The organism is Flavobacterium psychroterrae (assembly GCF_018380615.1).
GTDB lineage: Bacteria > Bacteroidota > Bacteroidia > Flavobacteriales > Flavobacteriaceae > Flavobacterium > Flavobacterium psychroterrae.
The window spans coordinates 278,693-302,625 of the sequence record NZ_JAGYVZ010000002.1; the positions used below are offsets into that span (position 1 = coordinate 278,693).

Below are 23,933 nucleotides of genomic sequence, written 5' to 3' on the forward strand. Positions count from 1 at the left end.
CTTTGTAACTCTGAACCTTTGTGCCTTAAAATTACGATAACGCATCATGAAAAATAATTCCTAACGTATGTCTTTCGCCGGAATGAATTTCGCTCACGCCATGTTTCATATTTTCGCGATAATATCCTTTTGTGCCTTTCACAGGCCTAAAATTCGTTGTAAAAACCAAAACATCACCTTTTTTAGGTTTCAAAACGATTGCTTTTGATTGCGCTCTGGGCGTTTGTTGTGTCAATACAAATTCTCCGCCCGTAAAATCGACATCAGGTTCATTCAGGAAAACCACCATTTGAATTGGGAAATAAACATCGCCATATAAATCCTGATGCAAGGTGTTAAAACCGCTTTTACCATATTTTAAAATTAAAACAGTTGCTTTTAACTGATTATTGGCATGACATTGTTCCAGTAATTTTTCGTGTGTTTCAGGAAAAACAGTATTTATATTTAATGCTTTCATCCACGCATTTGCAATTGGCGCAAGCTTTGGATAAATAATAGTTCGGATTGTCTGAATTAAATCAGGTAATGGATAATTAAAATATTTGTATTCGCCCAAACCAAAACGATAACGTTCCATTACAACCGTTTTTCGATATAAAGCTGGATTATCATAATCGAATTTTAGATCTTCACATTGTTCGTTATTGATTAAATTCTGAATAATAGCAAATCCATTTTCGTGCATAGATTCGGTGATACTTTCCCAATTAAGAGAAGCAATTTTTGATTGTATATTTTGCATTTTTTAAAGAGTTGCTATTTCACAAAAGATTGCAGATAATTCTTCCGGTTTACTAAAAAAGGGAGAATGGCTGGTTTGCATACTATATACTTTTTCGCAAATAGTTTCAGTATACATTTTTTTCTGAATAAATGGTGTTACAGCTTTGTCATCAGTACATTCTATATAAAATCTGCGAACGCTCCCATATTTCCCTTCAGATAATTCCAGAGGTGTAATTCCTGTCGCAACCGGTTCATGACTCAATAATAGTTTTGCTAATTGCGTTATCGAATCTTCACAATCATGATAAAGACCTTCTTTATAAATTTCTGTTTGTAAAGTATGTGCATTTAATTCCGGATATCTGGTAACGTAAGGTTTCAGAACACCTTCAATATCCTGAACTGAATATTCGGTTTGGGTTTTACCATTTGGAATTAAATAAGCAGCCAGATAAATAAGTTTTTCAATTTTTTCAGATCTGTATTCTGCAGCTTGCGAAATCATGATCCCGTTTTTACTATGTCCCACAAGTATTACCTGTTCCTCTAAACTATCAATTAATGCGCAAATTTTCTCTACAGAAGTTTGTAATGTTACCTCCTGAATAGGTGTTTTATCCCTTCCCATTCCAGGCAAATCTATTGCAATTGCTTTATGTCCTTTACTTTCTAAAACAGGAATTATTTTGTGCCAATTCCATGAACTATGCCATGAACCGTGAATTAAAATAAATGTCTTCATCTTATAATATTTATTATTTATGAGACAAAATTACTTTTGAAATCGGGAAGATAAAATCTGTTTCTTGCTCAATTATAAGCTAATTTGAACACCTTCCCAACCAATAATTGCAGTTTTACGGGTGTTTCCCCACATATAACCGCCAAAGGTTCCAGAAGATTGAATCACACGATGACACGGAATCAAGAATGCCACAGGATTACTCCCAATTGCAGTTCCTACTGCGCGGGATGCATTTGGTTTCTCTATTTGTTGCGCGATTGTACCATAAGTTGAAAGTTTCCCCATAGGAATTTTAAGCAAAGTTTCCCAAACCTTCAATTGAAAATCGGTTCCTTTTAAATGCAGTTTTATTTCAGATAATTTACTCCAGTCGTTTTGGAAAATAAACAAAGCGTTTTGTTGTGCCAAATCCAGTTTTCTGGAGAATGTTGCATTCGGAAATTTATTTCTTAGATCTTGAAATCCAATTTCTTCATCTTCGGCGAAAGCCATAAAACAAACCCCTTTATTGGTCGAAGCAACGATGATGTTCCCAAACGGACTTTCGGCAAAACTATAATTGATTTCTAAGTTTTTACCGCCATTTTTATATTCGGCCGGAGTCATGCCTTCGATGTTTACAAATAAATCATGTAAACGACTTGTGCCTGATAATCCAGTATCAAATGCGGCATCAAATAGAGTTGCACGACTGTTTTCATTGAGGATTTTTTTAGCATTTTCGACACTGATATATTGCAGAAATTTCTTCGGACTTGTTCCTGCCCATTCTGTAAACAAACGCTGAAAGTGAAACGGACTTAAATGTACTTTTTCGGCAACTTCATCTAAGTTGGGTTGCTCCTTAAAGTTTGACTTGATATAATCAATAGCTTCGGCAATGCGATTATAATTGATATTTTCCTGTGTGTTCATTTCGTTCAATTTTATAATGCAAATATCGGCAGGAATGCGCGATCATAAAATCCGAAACTTGCGGAAGTTTTTTAGATTTGTTTTTTGTTTCAAGTTATTACAGAACCTGAAACCTGAAACTTGAAACCGCTTTTACAATTCTTTTTCCATTTTAAAGTTGATGAGTTCAACGCCCAATCTTATGTTTTTTTGTTTGGCTTTTACAGCAAATCCTTTTTTGTCAAAGAATGGTTTTGCCGTTATACTTACATCTGCAGTAATTGTTTTTGAACGCTCCCTAATAGCTTCAGCCTCTAATTGATTAAAGATATTATCTGCAATTTTTTGGCGTTGAAAATCCTTGTGAACACAAAAGAAATCAATATAATTTCCATCTTTTAAAGTTCCGTAACCTACAATTTTATTATCATTAATTGCCAGTAAAACAAATTGGCTATGAATCACTTTCAGCCAGCGTTCCGTATCATCAAGACTCGAAATCCATGCGTTAATTTGCAAAGGATTATAATCGCTTTTGCAAACCCATTTTATGGTTTCAATATACATTTCCTGCATTTCCTGTAAATCTGAAATTGTAGCTTTTCTGAAATTCATTTTCTTGATGTTTGAATTAATGAGCCGTAGTTTTCGAAAAAATATTAATAACTATAACACCTGCCATAATTAAAACCAAGCCAATAATCGCAGGTAAATCTGGTATTTGTTTAAAAAATACTGCGCCAATAATTGTAATCAAAACAATGCCGACTCCTGACCAAATCGCGTAAGCAATACCAACAGGAATTGTTCGAATGGCAAAACTCAAGAAGTAAAAGGCTGCAAAATAGCCCACAATTGTTATAATGCTTGGAATAAGCTGTGTAAATTGTTCTGATTTTTTTAATGCAGATGTTGCTATAATTTCAAATAGTATAGCAATGCCTAAAAATATAAAATTCTTCATATCACGTTTTTAACAAAGTTAACCTTTGTATTGATGTGAAAGAAGAATTTATAGAATTGTATAAATAAACTAATGTTGTTTTTTGATTATGGCAATTCAATATCAATTAGTTTAAATGGTATTTTTTTTAGTGATTTATCGGTTTCAATATTAATTACCAATTTCCAGCTGGGATTTGGTTTTTCGTCAAAATAATAGGTAAACAAAGCATCACTTCTCATACTGCCATTTCGTTCTATTTTCTTTCCGGTTGCATCTTCAAAATATAAATCGACAAATTTAGATTTATCTCCATTTACATAAAAATAAATTTTATTATCGTCAGTAGTATCGTCAGAGCTGAAAAGACCTTCAAAAGCACCAACTAATCCCTGAGCTAATTGTCTTGCAGCTTCGGGCAGTTTTTTAAGTTCTTCTTCCTTTTTATCTTTATTCTCCTTGACATATTTTGCGTAAGATTCTTTTGTTAAATAGATTATTTCTAACCCTGATTTTTTAGGTAAAAGATTTACATTGGTTTTATTCTGATAATCAGTGATTTTGATTTCACTCCCGTTTGCCTGATTAGGATTGTACAAGCTCACTTCTCCGCTAAGTTCCTTAATAGTTTTTGCCTTTCTGGCAGGAATTTTAGTTTCTATTTTAATCTTAGCAGTTTGATCTATTTTAATATAATCGTCATTGTTTTTATCATCATTAAGTAAATCGATACCTTGATCATCAATTGCTTTAGTGATTTTACTAATTTTTACTAATTTGTATTTTCTTACCTCGTCACCGGAGATTTTTAATTCAATTTCACATTCGTTTCCAAATGAATTATCTGATGTAGATCTTTTTTCGTTTATCTCACTAACTGATATTTTTTGACAGAAAGAAACTGACGTAATAAGTAAAAACAAACTTGTACTAAGTAATTTTATTTTCATTTTGAGATTTATTGGTTGAGGTTTTTGGTTTTATTTGCTGCGAATATATTGATATATTTCAGAATTATTTTACAAAACAAAATAGTATTTAGAAAATTTCAAAAAATAAAATGTTAGAATTATTTAAGTTCAGCTTTTCTTAGTGAGATGCTAATTAATTTATAACCATTACCAGTTCTTAAAAATTCAAAATGATCTTGTCCGTGATCAGTTTTGTTCTTTGGAGAAATAACAATATTTTTCACAGGATTGATCCAGTCTTTCGGCTGATGGCAATTGTCAAAATAGTGATCATATTCATCTGCTTCATAAATAAATTTATTTAAGCTTTGAGAGAAAATGTGATAATCACAATCTGCCAATTTAAGCTCAAGTAGTTTTGCTTTTATGAGTTTATAATTTTGTTCTATAAAGCTGGCTTTTGGTTTACTGATCCAGCCTTCAGCTTCTTGCTCTTTCCAATATGTAATTTTATCGTATGAGTTTTTTAGTAAATTTTCTTTAGATAAATCAGTCAGTAAATTATTTTTCAGCCATGATTTAAATTCTTTATCAAAATTAGTGAAGGAATAATATTCACCGTCAACCGCAAGAAAATTTTCTCTTATTTCGTCTTTGCTTGGTTCTTTTGATTTTTGCAGAGAATAAAAATTAAGTTCGTCGTTATAACCAAAATTCTCAATAAGAATTTTATTATTGATATCAATAAGATATTCTTTACCGCCAACCCAGCTAAAATGACCGTCACCGCCAGAATCCATTACTTTTGTTGCACCTTTTAGTGCGATAATCATTCCGTTTCTAACTCTGGTTAAATCGCTATATTCGGTTGGAATTACAATGTTTCCCTGAGCGTTAAACAAACCCATTTTATTTGTTTTATAATCTTTAAACCTGATAAAACCTTCGTTTTCGCAATCGGCACCATTATCATAAATATACAAACTATCACGACCAACAGTTTTACCGGATTTAGTTAGGTAATAACTTTTCCAGTTTTCTTTATTTTCTTCTGAAACTACAATGATATCATCAAATTTATTAGCAAAGGTAAGTCCCATATATTTTGGTTCTATTTTGATTTTGCCATTTTGATCTTTAAATCCAATATGTGTCGTGTCTTTGTCCCAAAATGAAACCCAGGTGTCTTTGTTTTGTGCAAATAAAGCACAGTTTAAAAATAAAAATAGACACAACGGAATAAATTGTTTCATGAAAAAGTATTTACAGTAAATATAAGAATAAGGTTTTGAAAAAAGAATATCCAAATTGATTCAATACTTTCTTGAGTTTATTCAATGTTAAAACCTGTTGGGTTTAGGAACGCGAAATTGGTGACACGCCCAGATAATGAAATTTTAGATTTATGACTTTAGATTTAAGATAAAAAAACAAAACCCGATAGATTTTAAAAATCCATCGGGTTTGATATAGATAATTAAAGAAATCTATCCCGATAGCTATCGGGACAGAAATCTTCAATCTAAAATTTATTTAGTATCTGTAATATTCTGGTTTGAACGGACCTTGAACTTCAACACCAATATAAGCAGCCTGATCGTCACGTAAAGTTTCCAATTCAACTCCTAATTTAGCAAGGTGCAAAGCAGCAACTTTTTCATCTAAATGTTTTGGTAACATATAAACGTCATTGTTGTAAGCAGCGCTGTTTTTCCATAATTCGATTTGAGCAAGAGTTTGGTTGGTGAATGAGTTACTCATTACAAAACTTGGGTGACCTGTAGCACAACCAAGGTTTACCAAACGACCTTCAGCAAGAATAATGATGTCTTTTCCAGCGATAGTATATTTGTCAACTTGTGGTTTGATTTCGATTTTTGATGCACCGTGGTTTTTGTTCAACCAAGCCATATCAATTTCGTTATCAAAGTGACCAATGTTACAAACAACAGTTTTGTCTTTCATTTGCTCGAAATGAGATCCAAGAACGATATCTTTATTTCCAGTAGTTGTAATGATGATATCAGCATTTGCAACAACAGTGTTTAATTTTTTAACTTCATAACCGTCCATTGCAGCTTGTAAAGCACAAATTGGGTCAATTTCAGTAACTGTTACAATAGATCCAGCACCTCTGAAAGAAGCAGCAGTTCCTTTTCCAACATCACCGTATCCACAAACGATAACTCTTTTACCAGCTAACATTAAGTCAGTTGCACGACGTACTGCATCTACAGCAGATTCTTTACAACCGTATTTGTTATCAAATTTAGATTTAGTAACAGAGTCGTTAATGTTGATTGCAGGCATTGGTAAAGTTCCGGCTTTTACTCTTTCGTAAAGTCTGTGAACACCAGTTGTAGTTTCTTCAGACAATCCTTTGATTCCAGGAACCAATTCCGGGAAACGGTCAATAACCATGTTTGTTAAATCTCCACCATCATCAAGAATCATGTTCAATGGTTTTCTGTCTTCACCAAAGAATAAAGTTTGCTCAATACACCAGTCAAATGATTGCTCATCAAGACCTTTCCAGGCATAAACCTGAATTCCTGCAGCAGCAATAGCAGCAGCAGCCTGATCCTGAGTAGAGAAAATGTTACAAGAAGACCAAGTAACCTCTGCACCAAGAGCGATTAAAGTTTCGATCAAAACTGCAGTCTGGATTGTCATGTGCAAACATCCGGCGATACGAGCACCTGCAAGAGGTTGTTCGTCTTTATATTCAGCACGAAGCGCCATTAAACCTGGCATTTCAGCTTCAGCTAATTCAATTTCTTTTCTTCCCCAAGCTGCTAGAGAGATGTCTTTTACTTTGAAAGCCACAAAAGGCGTAGTTGTAGTACTCATTTATAGTATATTTGTAATTGTAAAATTTTTGCAAATTTACGGAATAGGTTTTTAATTTTGACTACTTTCTAGAAGATTTGTGAAATGTTTAATTTCTTAATATATAGAAGATTAGTTTACAAAATCTTTTTAACCATATAAGTTATATAAGTTCATTTAAAAAAAAATCTTAATATTATAAATTGTTTATTTTGAATACACTTAATTACTTAAATTTATAATAGCAATTTTCAGTACGACCATATTATATTTACTTATATCACTTATGTGGTTTAAAAAATAACACCATAATTCATAATTAAAAAAGAATGCCTTTATTTCAAACCATACAATTCAACGCAACTACCAAAATCTTAATTTGGCATATAACAGAATCTTTTGAGGAATTATTGAGCCAGGTAGTATTAAAAGAAAAAACGCAGCAAAGACTTAACGCAATGAAGTCGCAAATGCACCAGCGTGCTTTTTTGAGCGTTCGTATGTTGATACAGGAAATGGGTTTTACAGATCATGAAATGCATTATGATGAGTTTGGGAAACCGTATTTTAATTGTCACAATCATATTTCTATAACACATTCGCATGATTTTGCAGCGATTATTATTAGCGATGAAACCGTAGGAATCGACATGGAATTGCAACGCGAAAAAATCCTTAGAATCGCTGATAAATTTGTAGACACAGAAAATAGTTATTTATCGCGAAGTTTCGGGAGCAAAGACATAACTAATTATGTTAAGGAACTTACTGTAATCTGGGGAGCGAAAGAAGCGATCTTTAAAATTAGAAACGAAAAAGGAATCAGTTTCAAGGATCATATTAGAGTAGATGATTTTTCGTTAGATAAAAATCTAACAGAAGCCACTTTGCATTTTAATGATTTGGTAATAGATTTTGATGTGCATTATAAAGAGATCAAGTCAAGTACTTCCGGACAGGACTTTACTTTGGTTTATGCTTTTGAGAAATAAATTTTCAATAAATTCCAATTTTAAAAAATCAAAATTCCAAGGTTTGATCTCGATCTTGTCATTTACAGAAATGAAAAGATTGAGTTGCTAAAATCCGTTTTAATCTGTGTTTTCGCAAAAGCGAATCCGCGTCATCCGCGTTCTATATTGTCGCCAATCTTTGTCGAGCTTCTGGTGTCATTTAGATCCCGAAGCTTCGGGATCTAAATGACAAAAAATAAACTTAATTTAAGTTTTCTAAAGAAGCTTCACTCATCTTCTTGCGATGTTCGAACATACTCATAAACAAAAAAGTACTCATTTTTCTGGCACGACGTTTTAGCGTATCGGCATTTTCACCTTCAAAATGTTCGTCTATGGTTTGAAACCAATGATTCAGCCAGATTCCAAAAACCTCTGCAGTTATATTGCTTTCAAAATGAGCATCAACTTCATTATGGACTGTATGCGGATTGCCTTTATACTTTTTAACGGCAAACAAATTAGTTTCCCAAAAATCGGTTAACTTTTCTAAGTGCGCATCCCAATCTTTAATCATCGTATTAAAATAAAAGCCAATCTCTCGATCGGCTCTTATTTTAGCATAGAACTGATGTACTAAAAAGGAAATATCGGCTCTGTTTTCTATTTGTTTTATCATAGAATAAAATTGTTCACGATTATAAAGATAACGCTTAATAAAGCACTTACAATAATGAAGTTAAAAACTACTTTGTGTTTCATTTGTGCCAGAATAGAAGTATTTGCCAGAATACAAGCCATAACAATAATAGCCAGTTGTATCATTTGCCCAACAGAAGTTCCGTGAGACAGGATATACATCGCCGCCGCTGCACCTAAACAGCTTTGACCAATTACAGCCATTGCTGCAGAACCCATATAATTTTTATTGAAATTTTCGAATGTTGTTTGATATAGTGTCATGATATTGAGATTTTTATACTACAAAGGTACATGCACTTTACAGCTTCAGTTTATGATTAAAATCATAAAACAAGAACTATTTTATCGATATACTTTTCTGTTTATAATCTTCAAAATCCCTTTTTTTTCTAAAGCTTTAATGGTTCTGATAACGGTTTCTACCCGTAAACCGGTTAAATCACCAATTTGCTGTCTTGTAAAATTGATGAGGTAGCCATTTTCATCTTTTTGGAAATTAAAATAAGCAATTCCGTGATCGATTAGTTTTAAAACTCGATGCTCTGGCTCTTGTGTTGACATTTCAGCCGCCATAACCGACTTGTAATATAATCGTTGCGCAAAATTCTCAATCATCTTAATGCTGATTTTAGGATTTTCTTCCAGCAATTTCATAAAACTGCTTTTTGCAAGAACAAGAACTTCAGAATTGTCAACAGTAATAGCATTCGCAGGATAATTTTGGTTCAGAAATAAAGGTGGTTCTCCAAAAGATTGGTCTTTATAAAAAATACCCTGAATAAATTCGCGGCCGTCGTCATTATAATTACTCATTTTTACTTCTCCGGAAATAATTTGGTAGTAGTGCGCAGGAAGATTCCCTTCTTCAAAAATAATTTCATTTTTATCGAAAGATTTTTTTAAAGCCCCATATTTTTCTAACAGATCAATTGCAATCATAATCTTGTTTTAGCTATGACACAAATATAATTCATTCAAGATAGTTCTTCTGCATTAAAAAACTTTTACTTTTACGCCCGTTATGAGACAAAAAATACCCAACATACGCCATCAAATTTTGGAAGCTAAAAGTAATGGACAAAAATTGCTAGCCATACTTTTAGATCCTGATAAAATTGTTTGGGAAAATTTAGATCATTTATTACTTAAAATAAACCAATCTCCTGCAACACATGTTTTTGTTGGCGGAAGTATTGTTGAATCTACAATATTAGAAGATTTAATTTCAGCTTTAAAACAAAAAACAAACTTGCCAGTTGTAATATTTCCGGGTAATCCATCACAAATTTCACCTCAGGCAGATGCTATTTTGTTCTTGTCTTTACTATCTGGTCGAAATCCGGATTATTTAATAGAATATCAGGTTCAGGCAGCGCCAATTCTTAAAAAAACAAATCTGGAAGTTATTTCAACTGGATATATTTTGATTGAAAGCGGAAATGAAACTGCCGTAGCACGCGTGAGCAAAACAAAACCGCTTAATCGTGATAATTTTGATTTGGTTTTAGCAACTGCGCAAGCCGGAGAAATGTTAGGCAATCAATTGATTTATTTAGAAGCCGGAAGCGGAGCAAAAAAACCGGTTCCTTTGAAAATGATACAGTTAATTGCTCAAAACATTAATATTCCTATTATTGTTGGAGGAGGAATTGTAGATTTGCACGGAATTCAAAATGCTCATAATGCCGGCGCTGATTTAGTAGTTATAGGAACTGCTTTTGAAAACGACAGCCACTTTTTTGAACCATAAAATAAAAACAACCAAAACAACCAAACCTAATGATAGATTTTTTTCTGGAGAGTTACAAAAATGCTCCTTTATGGCATATTGCTTTAGAGTTTTTAGTTTTTGTATTTGGTATTTTAAGTGTTTGGTTTGCTAAAAAAGAAAACATTTGGGTATATCCAACCGGTTTAATCGCTACAGTTATTTCAGTTTATCTTTTATACGTGGCGGGATATATTGGTGATATGATCATTAATGCCTATTTCTCAATTATGAGTATTTATGGTTGGTGGGTTTGGGCAAAAGGAGGAACGGTTGAAGATAATTTGCCTATTACGAGAACGAATCTTAATGAAAAAATAATAGGTATTATACTGTTCTTTGTTACTGTTTTTGTAGTTTTCGGAATTTATAAATATTTTGATTATGAGATTAAAAACGATAATTATGTCGATATGATTTCATCTGGAATATTTTTTGCAGGAATGTGGTACATGGCCAGGAAAAAGATCGAAAACTGGACACTTTGGATCATTGGCGATATTATTGTTGTGCCTCTTTATGCCTATCGTGGCTTAGGGATGTTGTCACTTCAATATTTAATTTTTACAATTTTGGCTATTTCAGCTTATTTAGAATGGAGAAAAATCTTAGACAGCAAAAAACAGCTATCATAAAAATTGCTTTATTTGGTCCTGAAAGTACAGGCAAAACCACATTGGCAAAACAACTTGCAGAATATTATGAAACCGAATGGGTTCCTGAATTCGCACGTGATTATTTACAGCAAAAATGGGAAGAGAATCAGCATATTTGTGTTGAAGATGATATGTTGCCAATAGCATACGGACAAGTTGCATTAGAAAATATAAAACTTGCTTCGGCAAAAAAATATTTGTTTTCTGATACTAATTTGATGGTTACCAAAGTTTTTTCTGAAGTATATTATGGCTTTTGTGATCCGTTTTTAAATGAAGCCGCATTAGAACATGAATACGATTTGTTTTTCCTTACGGATATAGATGTTCCCTGGGAGAAAGATGACATCAGAGATACTTCTGAAGGAAGAGAAACTGTGTTTTCGGTTTTTAAACAAACTCTAATTGATGCAAAAAAGCCTTTCATAACGCTTTCCGGAGATAAAGAAAGTCGTTTGGAAAAAGCAATCGCAATTATTGATAATTTATCAATTGCAACGCAACATGATATTTCATCAGCAGATTTTGTTCAGATATATAATCATGAAATTCCATTTAATAAAATTCTAAAACAATTAGAAATTTTTAAAAGCGGAATTGCAAAAGCAAATCTAATAAGTCCCGCAACAATTAATAACGGAATCTTAAGTTTATCTGAATCGGAATTTAAAGAAAAAGCTGCTTTTTTTGATCTTCAAAAAGAACAATTGAAACTTAAGAAATTTGTTCCAGCCTCAGGCGCTGCAAGCAGAATGTTTAAATTTCTAAATGCTTTTTTGAATGACTTTGAGATTAAAAAAGAAACTATAAATGCTTATATCAACAGAAAAAAAGACAGTGATTTGTCTATTTTTATCGTTGCAATGGATAAGTTTCCATTTTTTAAAGCTTTAGACGAAAAACTAAAAGAAATTTATCCTGATTTTGAAACTTTAGACAGAGATTACAAGAATTATTACTTTATAAAAATATTATTGTCTTCTGATTATTTTGATTTTGCCAATAAGCCAAAAGCAGTATTGCCATTTCATCAATATAAAACCCATATTGCAAATCCTATTGAAGAACATTTGAATGAATGTGTGCATTATGCAACAACAAATCAAGTTTCTAATTTACATTTTACTGTTTCGGAAAATCATCAAAATTTATTTGAAAATGAAGTTGAGGTACTTAAAGAAAAAGTAGAAAAATTATCAGGCGCTCAAATTAATATTAGTTATTCCTACCAAAATAAAAGTACTGATTCTATTTGTGTAGATGCAAAAAACATTCCTATCCGGGATAAAGAAAATAATTTAGTATTTAGACCAGGAGGACATGGTGCATTAATCGAGAATTTAAACGAGCTGGAATCAGATATCATTTTTATAAAAAATATTGATAATGTAATTCAAAACCATATTGATAAAATTGCGTTGTATAAAAAAGCTTTAGCAGGGATTTTAATTGATGTGCAGCAACAAGTTTTTAGTTATTTACAAGCTATTGAAAAGCAGGAAATAAAAGAAAATAACATTGAGGAAATTGTTGCTTTTTTAATGCAAAAACTACACATTGAATTAAATAGCGACTTTAATAAGTTCACTGTTGAAAATAAAATCAGTAAGATTAAAGATTTGTTAGACAGACCAATTCGTGTTTGCGGAATGGTTAAAAATGAAGGAGAACCAGGAGGAGGACCTTTTTGGGTAAGAAATAATAAAGGAACAGTTTCATTGCAGATTGTAGAAACTTCTCAGGTAGATCTGGCAAATAAAAAGCAACAGGAAATTTTAGCAGAAGCAACACATTTTAATCCCGTTGATTTAGTTTGCGGAATTAAAAATTATAAAAACGAAAAGTTTGATTTATTGCAATTTGTAGATCAAAAAGCAGGTTTTATAGTAGAGAAAAGTGTTGAAGGAAAAATAGTTAAAAGCTACGAATTGCCGGGATTGTGGAACGGAGCAATGGCAAATTGGCTTACAATTTTCGTAGCAGTTCCATTGATTACTTTTAATCCCGTGAAAACAGTAAATGATTTATTAAAAGCAGCACACCAACCACAATAATGGATATCGAAAAAATCATATCAGAGTTAAGTTTTAAAGCAGTTAGAAGTAGTGGCGCAGGCGGACAAAACGTGAACAAAGTATCATCAAAAGTAGTTTTGACTTTTGATGTAAATGCTTCTCAGGCTTTATCTGAAGAAGAAAAATTGCTTTTATTAACGAATATTGCATCTCGTTTAACAACCGAACACATCTTGATTTTAAATTGTGATGAAGACAGAAGTCAGCTTAAAAATAAAGATATTGTCATAAAACGTTTTCTGGAAATTATCAAAAAAGGATTATTTGTTCCTAAAGTTCGAAAAGCAACTAAGATTCCAAAATCGGTAATTAGGAAAAGAATCAAAGACAAAAAGAATATTTCTGAGAGAAAGCAATCAAGGAGAAAGCCGGACTTAGATTAAATTCCAAAAAATAAATTCCAAATTCCAAAAAGAAAGGCTACGTTATAGATTTTCAATATAGATTTTCAATTGGAATTTGGAATTTAAAAAATTGAAAATTTGTAAGGTTTGGAATTTCATTTTTTAAGTTTACATTTGTCTCGTCTCAAAGGGGTGCTCTAAATAACGAGCTGAGATCATACCCAAAGAACCTGAGCAAGTAATGTTGCTAAGGGAAAAAACGACAATTTTAGCGTGCACACTATATTTTGTCGTGAAACATTTATTAATTTAACAAAAGAATAATTCCCCCTTTTATTCGTAATTTTTTTACGGATGAAAACATTTTTTTCAGGTACTTTCAAAAGTACAAAGGTACAAAGGCACAAAGGTTCAAAGCTGACTCAAAAGTCTATTTTCTTTCTTCTTTCTTCTATTTTCTTATCACAATTCTCTTTCGCTCAAGAACAAGATTCAACCAAAGTCAACAAGCTTGATGATGTATTGGTTTCTGCTGTTCGTGTAACTACAAAAACGCCGGTTTCGTTTAGTAACTTGGATAAAAAAGATATCAAATACAGAAATCTTGGTCAGGATATTCCAATTTTGATGAACTATTTGCCATCTGTTGTCACGACTTCAGATGCAGGAAACGGAATGGGTTATACAGGAATCAGAGTTCGAGGTAGTGATGCTACAAGAGTAAATGTTACCATAAACGGAATCCCTTATAATGATGCTGAAAGTCAGGGAACATTTTGGGTAAATATGCCTGATTTTGCTTCGTCTCTGGAAAGTTTACAATTGCAGAGAGGAGTTGGAACTTCAACGAATGGTTCTGGTGCGTTTGGCGCAAGTTTAAATATGCTGACAGATAATTATGCATCAAAAGCTATTGGAGAAATTTCAAGCTCTTACGGAAGCTTTAATTCTAAAAAAAATACAGTAAAATTTAGTACGGGTTTATTAAATGACCATTTTGAATTGGCAGGACGTTTGTCTACAATCAAATCCGATGGATATATTGACAGAGCGAGTTCTGATCTAAAATCATATTTTCTGCAAGGAACTTATGTTGGTAAAACGACTTTGATTAAAGCATTGGTTTTTGGCGGAACCGAAAAAACATACCAATCCTGGAACGGAATTGATGCTGAAACCTTAAATTCAGATCGTACATATAATTCGGCGGGAGCCTATACTGATGAAGCAGGAAATCTTCGTTTCTATGATAATGAAACCGATAATTACAATCAAAATCATTATCAATTACACTGGAGTGAATCATTCTCAGATAAATGGAGTACAAACCTGGCTTTACATTATACTAAAGGAAAAGGCTATTACGACAACTACAAAGAAGATGCTGATATGGCAGATTACGGTTTATTGCCAGTTGGCGCTGTAAGTACAACTGATTTAGTGCGTCAGAAATGGTTGGATAACGATTTCTACGGAACTACTTTTTCAGTAAAATACAAAGAAGAGAAGCTGGATGTTATTTTTGGCGGAGGCTGGAATAAATACGAAGGCGATCATTTTGGAAAAGTAATCTGGGCAAGATATGCTTCACAATCTGAACTTGGAGACCATTATTACGATGATTATTCAGCTAAAACGGACGGTAATGTTTTCGCAAAAGCCAATTATCAATTCACAGAAAAGTTAAGTTTTTACGGAGATTTACAATATAGAAATGTAACCTATAAAGCAAATAGTGCCGAAACTGGTTTGGTTGATGATAACTTCAATTTTTTTAATCCAAAAGCGGGTTTGAATTACGATCTTAATCAAAAAAACACACTTTACTTCTCCTACGCAAGAGCAAATCGTGAACCTAACAGAACCGATTATGAAGGGGGAAATGTAAAACCTGAAAAGCTAAATGATTTTGAATTAGGCTGGAGACTCAATTCAGAGAAATTTCAATTGACTTCAAATTTCTATTATATGGCATACAAAGATCAATTGATTTTGACAGGAACATTAGACGATGTTGGAGCGCCAATTCGATCAAATACGGACAAAAGTTACCGTTTAGGTTTTGAAGTTGATGCAACAATTAAGCTTTCGGATAAATTTATTCTAAGACCAAACTTTACTTTAAGCAGTAATAAAAATGTTGATTTGGCAGTTGATGGTCAAAATTACGGAACAACTAAGATTGCTTATTCGCCAGAAGTTATTGCGGGGAATATTATTGTTTACAGCCCAATTGAGAGTTTACATATTTCGTTATTGCAAAAATATGTTGGTGAACAATACATGAATAATATCGAATTACCTGCGGCTAAATTAGCAGATTATTTTGTCAATGATTTTAATATATCTTACGAAATTAAACCTAAATCAATCTTTAAATCAATTTTAATTACAGGTTTAGTAAATAACATTTTAGATAAAAAATATGTGTCAAATGGTTATATGTATGATGTTTATCCATACTATTATCCTCAGGCAGGAATTAATTTCTTAGCTGGATTAACTTTGAAATTCTAAGAAACTTCAAAAAATAAAAAAGCCTGAAAATTTAAACTTTCAGGCTTTTTTTATATTAATTATAAACGTGAATCACGGTTCCTATTACTTCAACCCGATATTGTTTTAAAGGATATTCTTTTCCGCCAAGTCCCGTAAATAAACTATATTCAGTTTTATCGCAGGAACAAACAGCATTAATTCCGTTAATTGTCATTGCGGTACAAGAAGTTAAGGCTTGATTAGGACAAGCTGCATCAAATGCAGTATAGCCGCTTCCTGCATTGAAAATAATAACTCCCTTTGCCCCATAATTAGGAATAATAATACCATTACTTACAAACTTAAGGTTTGAATAAGCAGGCAAATTCATGTCAATAGAAAGGTTAACAGAATAACTAGGTATGTAAGGATTTTTGTTACTGGTGTTGTTATCGCTGCAAGAGAACAAGATAGAAACAAATACAATTAAGAGCCAGAATTTTTTCATTATTTTAATAAGAATTAGTGAAACAAAAATAATTTATTTAGATTTGATTTTTATATGATTAACATATAATTATGTACTATAAAAAATAATAGTATATTTGTAATACAAAATCCCGTCCCGATGGGATTTTTTGTATTTATATAAACGATGAAGTTATGAGTAAAGTATCTTATTATACAGCAGAAGGATTAAAAAAATTAAAAGATGAGTTGGAGCATTTAAAAAGTGTAATGCGCCCAAAGGCATCCCAAGATATAGCAGAAGCAAGAGACAAAGGTGATTTATCTGAAAACGCCGAATATGATGCAGCAAAAGAAGCACAAGGATTACTTGAAATGAGAATTGCTAAAATGGAAGAAGTATATTCGAATGCAAGATTAATTGACGAATCACAACTTGATGTTTCAAAAGCATTGGTACTTTCTAATGTAAAAATTAAAAACCAAAGCAACGGAATGGAAATGAAATATACGCTTGTTGCCGAAAGTGAAGCAGATCTAAAAACCGGAAAAATCTCAGTAACTTCTCCTATTGGAAAAGGTTTACTAGGAAAATCTGTTGGTGAAGTAGCAGAAATCACCGTTCCTAACGGAATATTGAAATTTGAAGTATTAGAAATTACAAGAGATTAAATTATAATGTTTAATTGGTTAATCGTTTATTTGTTTAACCGATTTAACGATTCTACAAATAAACAAATAAACGATGTCAATATTTACCAAAATAGTAAACGGAGAAATTCCTTCTTATAAAATTGCGGAAGACGACAAGTATTTGGCTTTTTTAGATGTAAATCCAAATGCAAAAGGACACACACTTTGTATTCCCAAACAAGAAATCGATAAGATTTTTGATATGGATGATGAGTTGTATTTAGGTTTAATGAAATTTTCTAAGAAAATTGCAATTGCCTTAGAGAAAACCGTTCCCTGCAAAAGAGTCGGAATGGCAGTTGTAGGTTTAGAAGTTCCTCACGCGCATGTACATTTAATTCCGTTAAACGAAATGGATGAAATGCGTTTTCATAATAAAGTATCACTTTCTAAAGAAGAATTTGAAGCTTTGGCAAAAAGTATTAAGGCGAATTTGTAGTCAGGCTGAGTAAACTCGAAACCCAGGTCAACAAATTCGTATGTCGGGCTGAGCGGAGTCGAAGCCCCCAAGACAATAAAAAAATATAAAGTGTAGTAAAGTAATTTTTACTACACTTTTTTATTTAACGAAATCTGGAAAGTAGTTCCTTTCCCAATTTCAGAATGTAATACCTTTATTTTTCCGCTATGATATTCTTCAACTATTCTTTTGGTTAAAGAAAGTCCCAATCCCCAACCACGTTTTTTAGTTGTAAAACCAGGTTCAAAGATTGTTTTATATTGTTTTTTCGAAATTCCAGTTCCGGAATCTTTCACATTTATTTTTACTTGATTTGCATCTTGTTCAATTTTAAGGTCTAAAGATCCTTTTCCTTTCATGGCATCAATGGCATTTTTTACAAGATTTTCAATAGTCCAACTATGTAGCGTTGGGTTTATCATGACTAAAATAGGTTCTTTAGTCCCAGTATATGAGAATGCAACTTGTTTAGAAAAACGGGATTGCAGGTATTCATACGTATTTAAAGTTTCTGCAATAATATCATGTTCCTCTAAAACGGGAACAGATCCAATTTTAGAAAAACGATCCGTAATCGTTTGTAATCTCTCAATATCTTTCTCTATTTCAAAAGTAATTGATTGGTCAATTTCCTCTGTTTTTAATATTTCAACCCAACCAATTAGAGACGATAATGGCGTACCGATTTGATGCGCGGTTTCTTTTGCCATTCCCGCCCAGAGTTTGTTTTGAGTAGCCATTTTAGTGCTTTTGTAGAAATTGTAAATCAAAGCGCCAAACAAAAAGATAATCAGTAATAAAGCAACGGGATAATATTTTAACTTCTTAAGCAAAGCCGAATTGCCATAATAAACCTGTTGTTGCTTTCCAAGAGCATATTCAATAAGAATAGGCTCATTGTCATTTTTTAAATTGGCTAAATACGCTGCAGCCTTATCTTTATCTTCAATAATATCATCAGGAATATTCTTTGAGCTAATCACTTTGTCATACATGGTTAACATAACTGGAACCGAAGTATTGTTGTTTATAATCTCAAGCGGTAAATCTAAATCAGTATTTTCATCGGCATTAATAAGCGTTTTTGAAGCATTTGCCCAAAGATTCATTTTAAGCCTTTCTTCGTTTTTAAAAATCTGAAAAAAAGTGTAAGTATTCCAAAGAATCAGGGAAATGATTAAAAAGGAAATAGAAATGATAATCCATCGCGTAGTATTTCTTCTTTCTGAAAAAGACATAAATAGTTTTTTTGAGGTATAAATATAACGAAATAAACACATTTAATATTTTGTAATGCTTTAAAGATTTTTTTTGTTTTTATATAAGAAAGTATTTCTTTGGATTAAACGATTTATCTACTTTTGCAGTTACCGAAACGAGATTCGGTTAAAAGAAAAATCTATGATTAGCATCGATCCTAAAGAAATACCAACGGCAAAATTGCATGGTTATTTACAAAGTGCCGTAGGTCCCAGACCAATTGCTTTTGCAAGTACAATAAGTACAAAAGGAATCCCGAATTTGTCGCCTTTTAGTTTCTTTAACGTGTTCAGTGCCAATCCGCCAATTTTAATTTTTTCGCCTGCACGCCGCGTTCGGGACAATACTGTTAAACACACTCTGATTAATGCTGAAGCAACGCGCGAAGTAGTAATTAATGTAGTAAATTATGATTTAGTACAGCAAACATCATTAGCCAGTACAGAATATGCCGAAGGTATAAATGAGTTTATAAAAGCCGGATTAACGCAAATTCCATCAGATTTGGTAAAACCATATCGGGTAAAAGAATCTCCGGTGCAGTTTGAGTGCAAAGTCACACAGATAATTCCGTTAGGTACAGAAGGCGGAGCAGGAAATCTGATCCTTTGTGAAGTCGTTAAAATGCATATTCATGAAGCTGTTTTAGATGAAAATGGAGGTATTGATCAACATAAAATTGATTTGGTTTCAAGATTAGGAAATAACTGGTATTCAAGATCCAATCAGGGACTTTTTGAAGTGCCAAAACCGTTGACAACATTAGGAGTTGGAGTAGATGTGATTCCGAAGAACATCAAGGAAAGTACTGTTTTTGACGGAAATGACCTCGGAAAATTAGGTAACATTGAAGCCTTGCCCACAACGGAAGAAGTTAGTATATTTGTGAAAGAAAATTTTTCGGTGAAAGGAGTTTTAAGCTCAGACGATCAGGAAAAGATACATTTAGAAGCCAAAAAATATCTGAATAATGATGATATTTCATCAGCCTGGAAAGTGCTTTTAGCAAAAAAAATAGAAAAGAAACAATAATTAATATAGAAGAAGATGGAAGTTACAGGAAAAGTAAAAGTGGTGAACCCAGAGCAACAAGTTAGTGCTGCATTCAAAAAAAGAGAGTTGGTTGTTACCACAGATGAGCAGTATCCACAGCATATTTTGATCGAATTTACACAAGATAAATGCGATTTATTAAGTAGCTACAAACAAGGAGAGGCAGTAAAAGTTTCTATCAATTTAAGAGGAAGAGAATGGGTTAATCCACAAGGAGAAACCAGATATTTCAATAGTATTCAAGGTTGGAGAATTGAAAGAGTAGCACCAGAAGGTCCTGCACAAACTCCGGCAATGCCAGCTGCAGAAGCTTTTGCACCAGCAACAAACTTAAACGAAGACGAACCGGACGATTTACCTTTCTAAACGTTTAAATTACAAAAAATAAATTCCAAATTCCAATTCATTTACTTGTAATTGGAGTTTGGAATTTTGTTTTTTTGTGAACAATAATTGCGTACAACTTTGACAAAGTTTTCTACCAAATAAGAGTTTGGAATTTGGAATTTCCATTTTGTAATTTTTTTTAATATGTATTACGTATCAAACGATTTATTCTTTCCTCCAGTTTCAGAAGCCGATGAAGACGGTATTTTGGCAATTGGCGGCGATTTAGATTCAGACCGATTAAAACTAGCTTACAAAAGCGGAATTTTCCCGTGGTTTAATGAAGGAGAACCTATTTTATGGTGGTCACCGGATCCCAGAATGGTTTTGTTTCTTGATGAATTGGTAATCTCTAAAAGTATGCGTAATGTTTTGAATCGTAACGAGTTTAGAGTTACTTTTAATCAAAATTTTAGAGATGTAATTTCGAATTGCCAAAAAATAAAACGTGATGGTCAAAACGGGACCTGGATATCAAACGATATGATCGATGCCTATTGCAAACTAAACGAACAGGGAATTGCAAAATCTGTTGAGGTTTGGCAAGGTGAGGTTTTGGTTGGCGGTTTATACGGAATTGATTTGGGGAATATTTTTTGTGGAGAAAGTATGTTTTCAAAAGTATCAAATGCATCAAAAGTGGCTTTTATAGCTTTAGTAAATCATCTGAAAAAAGAAAATTATAAATTATTAGATTGTCAGGTTTATAATCCACATTTAGAAAGTTTAGGTTGTCGCGAAATTGATCGTGAAGAATTTATGTCAATTTTAAAAAGTTAGTAAAATGAGCGCAGTTCATGTTGTAAAAGAAATTTATATTTATCCGATAAAAAGTTTAGCCTCAATTAGTTGTCAGAAAGCTCTGGCTGAAGAAATGGGATTTGAAAATGACCGAAGATGGATGTTAATCGATGCCGAAAATCAATTGATAACACAAAGAGAAAATCCAATTTTGAGTCAGTTTTATCCACAAATTTCAGATGGAAAAATTACCATCACTTTTAAGGATTATAAACATGAATTTTCTACTACTGCACATTTAGAAGATTCTATTGAGGCAAATGTTTGGGAGGATAAAAGTGAAGTATTTGAGGTGGATCCGGAAACTTCAAAATGGTTCAGTGAACGTTTGGGTTTTCAATGCAAATTAGTTAAAATAATTAAAATTGGAGATCGCAAACACGAAAGCTCAAAACTCAAAGAAACGTTCAATGTAAGTTTAGCTGATGGATATCCTTATTTATTAATTGGATCAGAAAGTATCGACTTTCTAAATGAAAAATTAGAAAATAAAATCACAGTTTTAAGATTTCGCCCTAATATTGTCATCACTTCAAAAAATGCTCATGAAGAAGATGATTTTGATACTTTTGCTATAGGAGAAGTTCAATTTAAAAATATAAAACCCTGCGGAAGATGTATTATGGTGAATAATGATCCGCAAAAAAGTATTATAAAAAAAGAACCTTTAAAAACCTTAAGTAAATACCGAGTAGTAAATAATTCTGTTTTATTTGGAACCAATATCGTGAGTTTAAATTCCGGAATAATTAGTGTTGGCGATACTGTTATTTTCTAAAAATCCAGTTTTGTAAAACTCCAATCCAGCGTATTAAAAAGAACCAATTCATTTTTTAGAGTTGGTAAATCCAAAATTAATTTGAGAGTTTCATGCGCCATCATAGTGCCAATAATTCCGGGAAGAGTTCCTAGAACACCGTTTAAATTACAATTGGGAACGTCTTTTGGATCCGGCATTTCAGGAAATAAATCGCGTAGATTTTTACTTCCGTTATGATTGAAAACGGCAACTTGTCCTTCAAATTTTAAAATACTTCCGTAAATTAATGGTTTTTGTAAATCAACGCAAGTATCATTCACCAAATAACGTGTTGCAAAATTATCAGAACCATCTACAACAATATCGTATTGATCAATAATATGACTGGCATTTTCGGTTGTCAATTTCTCATTAATTGCTTCAACTTCAATTAACGGATTTAGTTTTGCAACGACTTCTCTTGCCACAATAGATTTTTCCTGACCAATTTCATTTTCAGTATATAAAATCTGTCGGTGTAAATTATGAATTTCTATTTTGTCAAAATCCATTATCCCAATAAAGCCAACGCCGGCCGTCGCAATATATTGCAAAATGGGACATCCCAAACCTCCGGCACCAATTACTAGAACTCTTGCTTTTTTTAGTTTTTCCTGACCTTCGTCACCAATTTCAGGTAAAATGGTTTGTCTGTTGTAACGAAGGAATTCTTGTATAATGCTCATTTTAATTTAAGTCTTAAAGTTGTAAAGTCGAAAGTCAAAAGTCTAAGATGAAAGCAGGAATCGAAGTAAAGTATTTTACTTTAAGACTTATAACTTTCGACTTTATGACTATAAATTTTGTCCCAATCCTTCCAAACGGGTTCGTAACCTCTATTCGTTATAATTTGGGCGATTTCTTTAGCAGATCGTTCATCACTAATTTCAAATTGTTCCAATGATTGCGGATCAACGACATAACCACCCGGATTTGTTTTAGATCCGGCACTCATACTTGTCACTCCAATTGGGATAATATTGTTTCTGAATTTCTCGTTTTCACGGGTTGAAATTGAGATTTCCAGATCTTCGTTCCATAAACGATAGGCGCAAATAAGTTGTGTCAGATCTTTATCATCCATAATAAAATTAGGTTCAATTATACCTTCGGCTGGTCGAAGTCTGGGAAATGAAACTGAATATTTGGTCTGCCAGTATTTTTTTTGAAGATAATCGAGATGCAAAGCATTAAAGAAACTATCGGTGCGCCAATCTTCTAAGCCTAATAAAACACCTAAACCTATTTTATGAATTCCTGCGGTTCCAATTCTGTCAGGAGTTTCCAATCTGTAATCGAAATTCGACTTTTTGCCCTTTGTATGGTATTTTTTATAAACTTCCTGATGATAGGTTTCCTGATATACTAAAACCGAATAAACGCCAGCTTCATGCAAACGTTCATAATCTTCGGTAGAAAGCGGCTGAACTTCAACAGAAATAATCGAAAACTCTTTTCGTATTAAAGCAATAGCATTCAGAAAATAATTAATATTTACGGTATAATTTGCTTCTCCTGTAACCAATAAAACATGATCAAAACCAACATTTTTCAAAGCTTCAACTTCCAATTTAATTTCAGCATCAGAAAGTGTTTTTCGCTTAATTTTATTGTCTAAACTAAAACCACAATAAGTACAAATGTTCTGGCATTCGTTACTTAGATACAGAGGCGCATACATTTGGATTGTTTTTCCGAAACGTTTTTTTGTTAGATCATGGCATTCCTGTGCCATTTGTTCCAAATAATTCTGAGCAATTGGAGAAATCAAAACTAAAAAATCATCGAGATTTCGTTTGGTTTTTGCCAAAGAAAGTTCAACATCTTTTGCCGAAGTATTGTATATTTTAGATTGGATTGAATCCCAGTCATATTGTTCAAAAACAGATTTAAATGTATTCATTGAATTGTGTTTTTTTGTTTCACGCAGATTTATGGAGATTTAAGCAGATTTAAAATGATTTTATTTTCTATCTAAAATGTCT

Annotated in this window: 27 protein-coding genes; 12 read left to right on the forward strand and 15 right to left on the reverse strand. The window is 32.5% G+C overall.

Annotation, left to right across the window (positions count from 1 at the left end):
- Window positions 1–31: 31 nt before the first annotated feature.
- The 8 genes from KHA90_RS02995 to ahcY form a co-directional block, all read right to left on the reverse strand.
- The gene (locus KHA90_RS02995) at window positions 32–745 is read right to left on the reverse strand and encodes a 2OG-Fe(II) oxygenase (RefSeq protein WP_213295165.1); all 714 of its coding nucleotides are present in this window, start codon (window positions 743–745) and stop codon (window positions 32–34) included.
- 3 nt (window positions 746–748) lie between these two features.
- On the reverse strand, window positions 749–1,471 hold the full coding sequence (locus KHA90_RS03000; RefSeq protein ID WP_213295168.1) for an alpha/beta fold hydrolase: 723 nt from the start codon (window positions 1,469–1,471) through the stop codon (window positions 749–751).
- A 72-nt stretch (window positions 1,472–1,543) separates the two neighbouring features.
- Window positions 1,544–2,389 (reverse strand): methylated-DNA--[protein]-cysteine S-methyltransferase, encoded by an 846-nt coding sequence (locus KHA90_RS03005; RefSeq protein WP_213295170.1) that lies wholly within the window; start codon window positions 2,387–2,389, stop codon window positions 1,544–1,546.
- 132 nt (window positions 2,390–2,521) lie between these two features.
- Complete coding sequence (locus KHA90_RS03010; protein ID WP_213295172.1) at window positions 2,522–2,983, reverse strand: GNAT family N-acetyltransferase; 462 nt, start codon at window positions 2,981–2,983, stop codon at window positions 2,522–2,524.
- A 16-nt stretch (window positions 2,984–2,999) separates the two neighbouring features.
- Complete coding sequence (locus KHA90_RS03015) at window positions 3,000–3,332, reverse strand: DMT family transporter (protein ID WP_213295173.1); 333 nt, start codon at window positions 3,330–3,332, stop codon at window positions 3,000–3,002.
- Between the two features lie 86 nt (window positions 3,333–3,418).
- Window positions 3,419–4,261: a hypothetical protein gene (locus KHA90_RS03020; protein WP_213295174.1), complete on the reverse strand. Its 843-nt coding sequence runs from the start codon at window positions 4,259–4,261 to the stop codon at window positions 3,419–3,421.
- A 119-nt stretch (window positions 4,262–4,380) separates the two neighbouring features.
- The gene (locus tag KHA90_RS03025) at window positions 4,381–5,475 is read right to left on the reverse strand and encodes a WG repeat-containing protein (RefSeq protein ID WP_213295182.1); all 1,095 of its coding nucleotides are present in this window, start codon (window positions 5,473–5,475) and stop codon (window positions 4,381–4,383) included.
- Between the two features lie 280 nt (window positions 5,476–5,755).
- Entirely contained in the window at window positions 5,756–7,072 is a 1,317-nt protein-coding gene (ahcY, locus tag KHA90_RS03030; protein ID WP_213295186.1) for an adenosylhomocysteinase, read from the reverse strand.
- 308 nt (window positions 7,073–7,380) lie between these two features.
- On the opposite strand from ahcY, the gene KHA90_RS03035 reads away from it, so the two are divergent.
- On the forward strand, window positions 7,381–8,043 hold the full coding sequence (locus KHA90_RS03035; RefSeq protein ID WP_213295188.1) for a 4'-phosphopantetheinyl transferase family protein: 663 nt from the start codon (window positions 7,381–7,383) through the stop codon (window positions 8,041–8,043).
- A 223-nt stretch (window positions 8,044–8,266) separates the two neighbouring features.
- On the opposite strand, the gene KHA90_RS03040 is transcribed toward KHA90_RS03035, so the two are convergent.
- The 3 genes from KHA90_RS03040 to KHA90_RS03050 all read right to left on the reverse strand — a co-directional run bounded on the left by KHA90_RS03040 (window position 8,267) and on the right by KHA90_RS03050 (window position 9,645).
- Entirely contained in the window at window positions 8,267–8,683 is a 417-nt protein-coding gene (locus tag KHA90_RS03040; protein WP_213295195.1) for a group III truncated hemoglobin, read from the reverse strand.
- Window positions 8,680–8,967 (reverse strand): hypothetical protein, encoded by a 288-nt coding sequence (locus KHA90_RS03045; protein WP_213295197.1) that lies wholly within the window; start codon window positions 8,965–8,967, stop codon window positions 8,680–8,682. Before KHA90_RS03045 ends, KHA90_RS03040 begins: the two co-directional genes overlap by 4 nt.
- An 81-nt stretch (window positions 8,968–9,048) precedes the next feature.
- Window positions 9,049–9,645, reverse strand: coding sequence for a Crp/Fnr family transcriptional regulator (locus KHA90_RS03050; protein WP_213295198.1), 597 nt, complete (start codon window positions 9,643–9,645; stop codon window positions 9,049–9,051).
- Between the two features lie 82 nt (window positions 9,646–9,727).
- On the opposite strand from KHA90_RS03050, the gene KHA90_RS03055 reads away from it, so the two are divergent.
- From KHA90_RS03055 to KHA90_RS03075, 5 genes are all read left to right on the forward strand, one after another.
- Entirely contained in the window at window positions 9,728–10,456 is a 729-nt protein-coding gene (locus tag KHA90_RS03055) for a geranylgeranylglyceryl/heptaprenylglyceryl phosphate synthase (protein WP_213295199.1), read from the forward strand.
- A 29-nt stretch (window positions 10,457–10,485) separates the two neighbouring features.
- Window positions 10,486–11,109, forward strand: a complete 624-nt coding sequence (gene pnuC, locus KHA90_RS03060) for a nicotinamide riboside transporter PnuC (RefSeq protein WP_213295200.1) — start codon at window positions 10,486–10,488, stop codon at window positions 11,107–11,109.
- Window positions 11,070–13,184 carry a DUF4301 family protein gene (locus KHA90_RS03065; protein ID WP_213295202.1) on the forward strand — a complete coding sequence of 705 codons (2,115 nt, stop codon included), beginning with the start codon at window positions 11,070–11,072 and terminating at the stop codon, window positions 13,182–13,184. The genes pnuC and KHA90_RS03065 overlap by 40 nt, the downstream gene beginning before the upstream one ends.
- Window positions 13,184–13,588 (forward strand): alternative ribosome rescue aminoacyl-tRNA hydrolase ArfB, encoded by a 405-nt coding sequence (arfB, locus tag KHA90_RS03070; protein WP_213295204.1) that lies wholly within the window; start codon window positions 13,184–13,186, stop codon window positions 13,586–13,588. Before KHA90_RS03065 ends, arfB begins: the two co-directional genes overlap by 1 nt.
- Window positions 13,589–13,903: 315 nt before the next feature.
- Window positions 13,904–16,066 carry a TonB-dependent receptor gene (locus KHA90_RS03075; RefSeq protein WP_213295207.1) on the forward strand — a complete coding sequence of 721 codons (2,163 nt, stop codon included), beginning with the start codon at window positions 13,904–13,906 and terminating at the stop codon, window positions 16,064–16,066.
- Window positions 16,067–16,121: 55 nt separating this feature from the next.
- Here the strand turns inward: KHA90_RS03075 and KHA90_RS03080 are convergent, their stop codons facing one another.
- Window positions 16,122–16,535, reverse strand: coding sequence for a Rieske (2Fe-2S) protein (locus KHA90_RS03080; RefSeq protein ID WP_213295209.1), 414 nt, complete (start codon window positions 16,533–16,535; stop codon window positions 16,122–16,124).
- Between the two features lie 155 nt (window positions 16,536–16,690).
- Between KHA90_RS03080 and greA the strand changes: the two genes are divergently transcribed.
- Window positions 16,691–17,167: a transcription elongation factor GreA gene (gene greA, locus KHA90_RS03085; protein ID WP_213295211.1), complete on the forward strand. Its 477-nt coding sequence runs from the start codon at window positions 16,691–16,693 to the stop codon at window positions 17,165–17,167.
- Between the two features lie 73 nt (window positions 17,168–17,240).
- Complete coding sequence (locus tag KHA90_RS03090; protein WP_213295214.1) at window positions 17,241–17,627, forward strand: HIT family protein; 387 nt, start codon at window positions 17,241–17,243, stop codon at window positions 17,625–17,627.
- A gap of 110 nt (window positions 17,628–17,737) precedes the next feature.
- Here the strand turns inward: KHA90_RS03090 and KHA90_RS03095 are convergent, their stop codons facing one another.
- Entirely contained in the window at window positions 17,738–18,886 is a 1,149-nt protein-coding gene (locus tag KHA90_RS03095) for a sensor histidine kinase (RefSeq protein ID WP_213295216.1), read from the reverse strand.
- A gap of 163 nt (window positions 18,887–19,049) precedes the next feature.
- Here KHA90_RS03095 and KHA90_RS03100 point away from each other — a divergent pair, with 163 nt between their 5' ends.
- From KHA90_RS03100 to KHA90_RS03115, 4 genes are all read left to right on the forward strand, one after another.
- Window positions 19,050–19,940, forward strand: coding sequence for a flavin reductase family protein (locus KHA90_RS03100; protein ID WP_213295221.1), 891 nt, complete (start codon window positions 19,050–19,052; stop codon window positions 19,938–19,940).
- 15 nt (window positions 19,941–19,955) lie between these two features.
- Window positions 19,956–20,327 (forward strand): DUF3127 domain-containing protein, encoded by a 372-nt coding sequence (locus KHA90_RS03105; RefSeq protein ID WP_213295224.1) that lies wholly within the window; start codon window positions 19,956–19,958, stop codon window positions 20,325–20,327.
- Between the two features lie 165 nt (window positions 20,328–20,492).
- On the forward strand, window positions 20,493–21,128 hold the full coding sequence (gene aat, locus KHA90_RS03110) for a leucyl/phenylalanyl-tRNA--protein transferase (RefSeq protein ID WP_213295227.1): 636 nt from the start codon (window positions 20,493–20,495) through the stop codon (window positions 21,126–21,128).
- A 4-nt stretch (window positions 21,129–21,132) separates the two neighbouring features.
- A complete protein-coding gene (locus KHA90_RS03115) occupies window positions 21,133–21,927 on the forward strand; it encodes an MOSC domain-containing protein (RefSeq protein ID WP_213295230.1) in 795 nt (264 codons plus the stop codon).
- Here the strand turns inward: KHA90_RS03115 and KHA90_RS03120 are convergent.
- On the reverse strand, window positions 21,924–22,634 hold the full coding sequence (locus KHA90_RS03120; RefSeq protein WP_213295234.1) for a HesA/MoeB/ThiF family protein: 711 nt from the start codon (window positions 22,632–22,634) through the stop codon (window positions 21,924–21,926). The two genes, KHA90_RS03115 and KHA90_RS03120, sit on opposite strands and share 4 nt — an antisense overlap.
- Before the next feature lie 80 nt (window positions 22,635–22,714).
- The gene (gene thiH / locus KHA90_RS03125) at window positions 22,715–23,851 is read right to left on the reverse strand and encodes a 2-iminoacetate synthase ThiH (RefSeq protein WP_213295236.1); all 1,137 of its coding nucleotides are present in this window, start codon (window positions 23,849–23,851) and stop codon (window positions 22,715–22,717) included.
- Window positions 23,852–23,933: the final 82 nt, after the last annotated feature.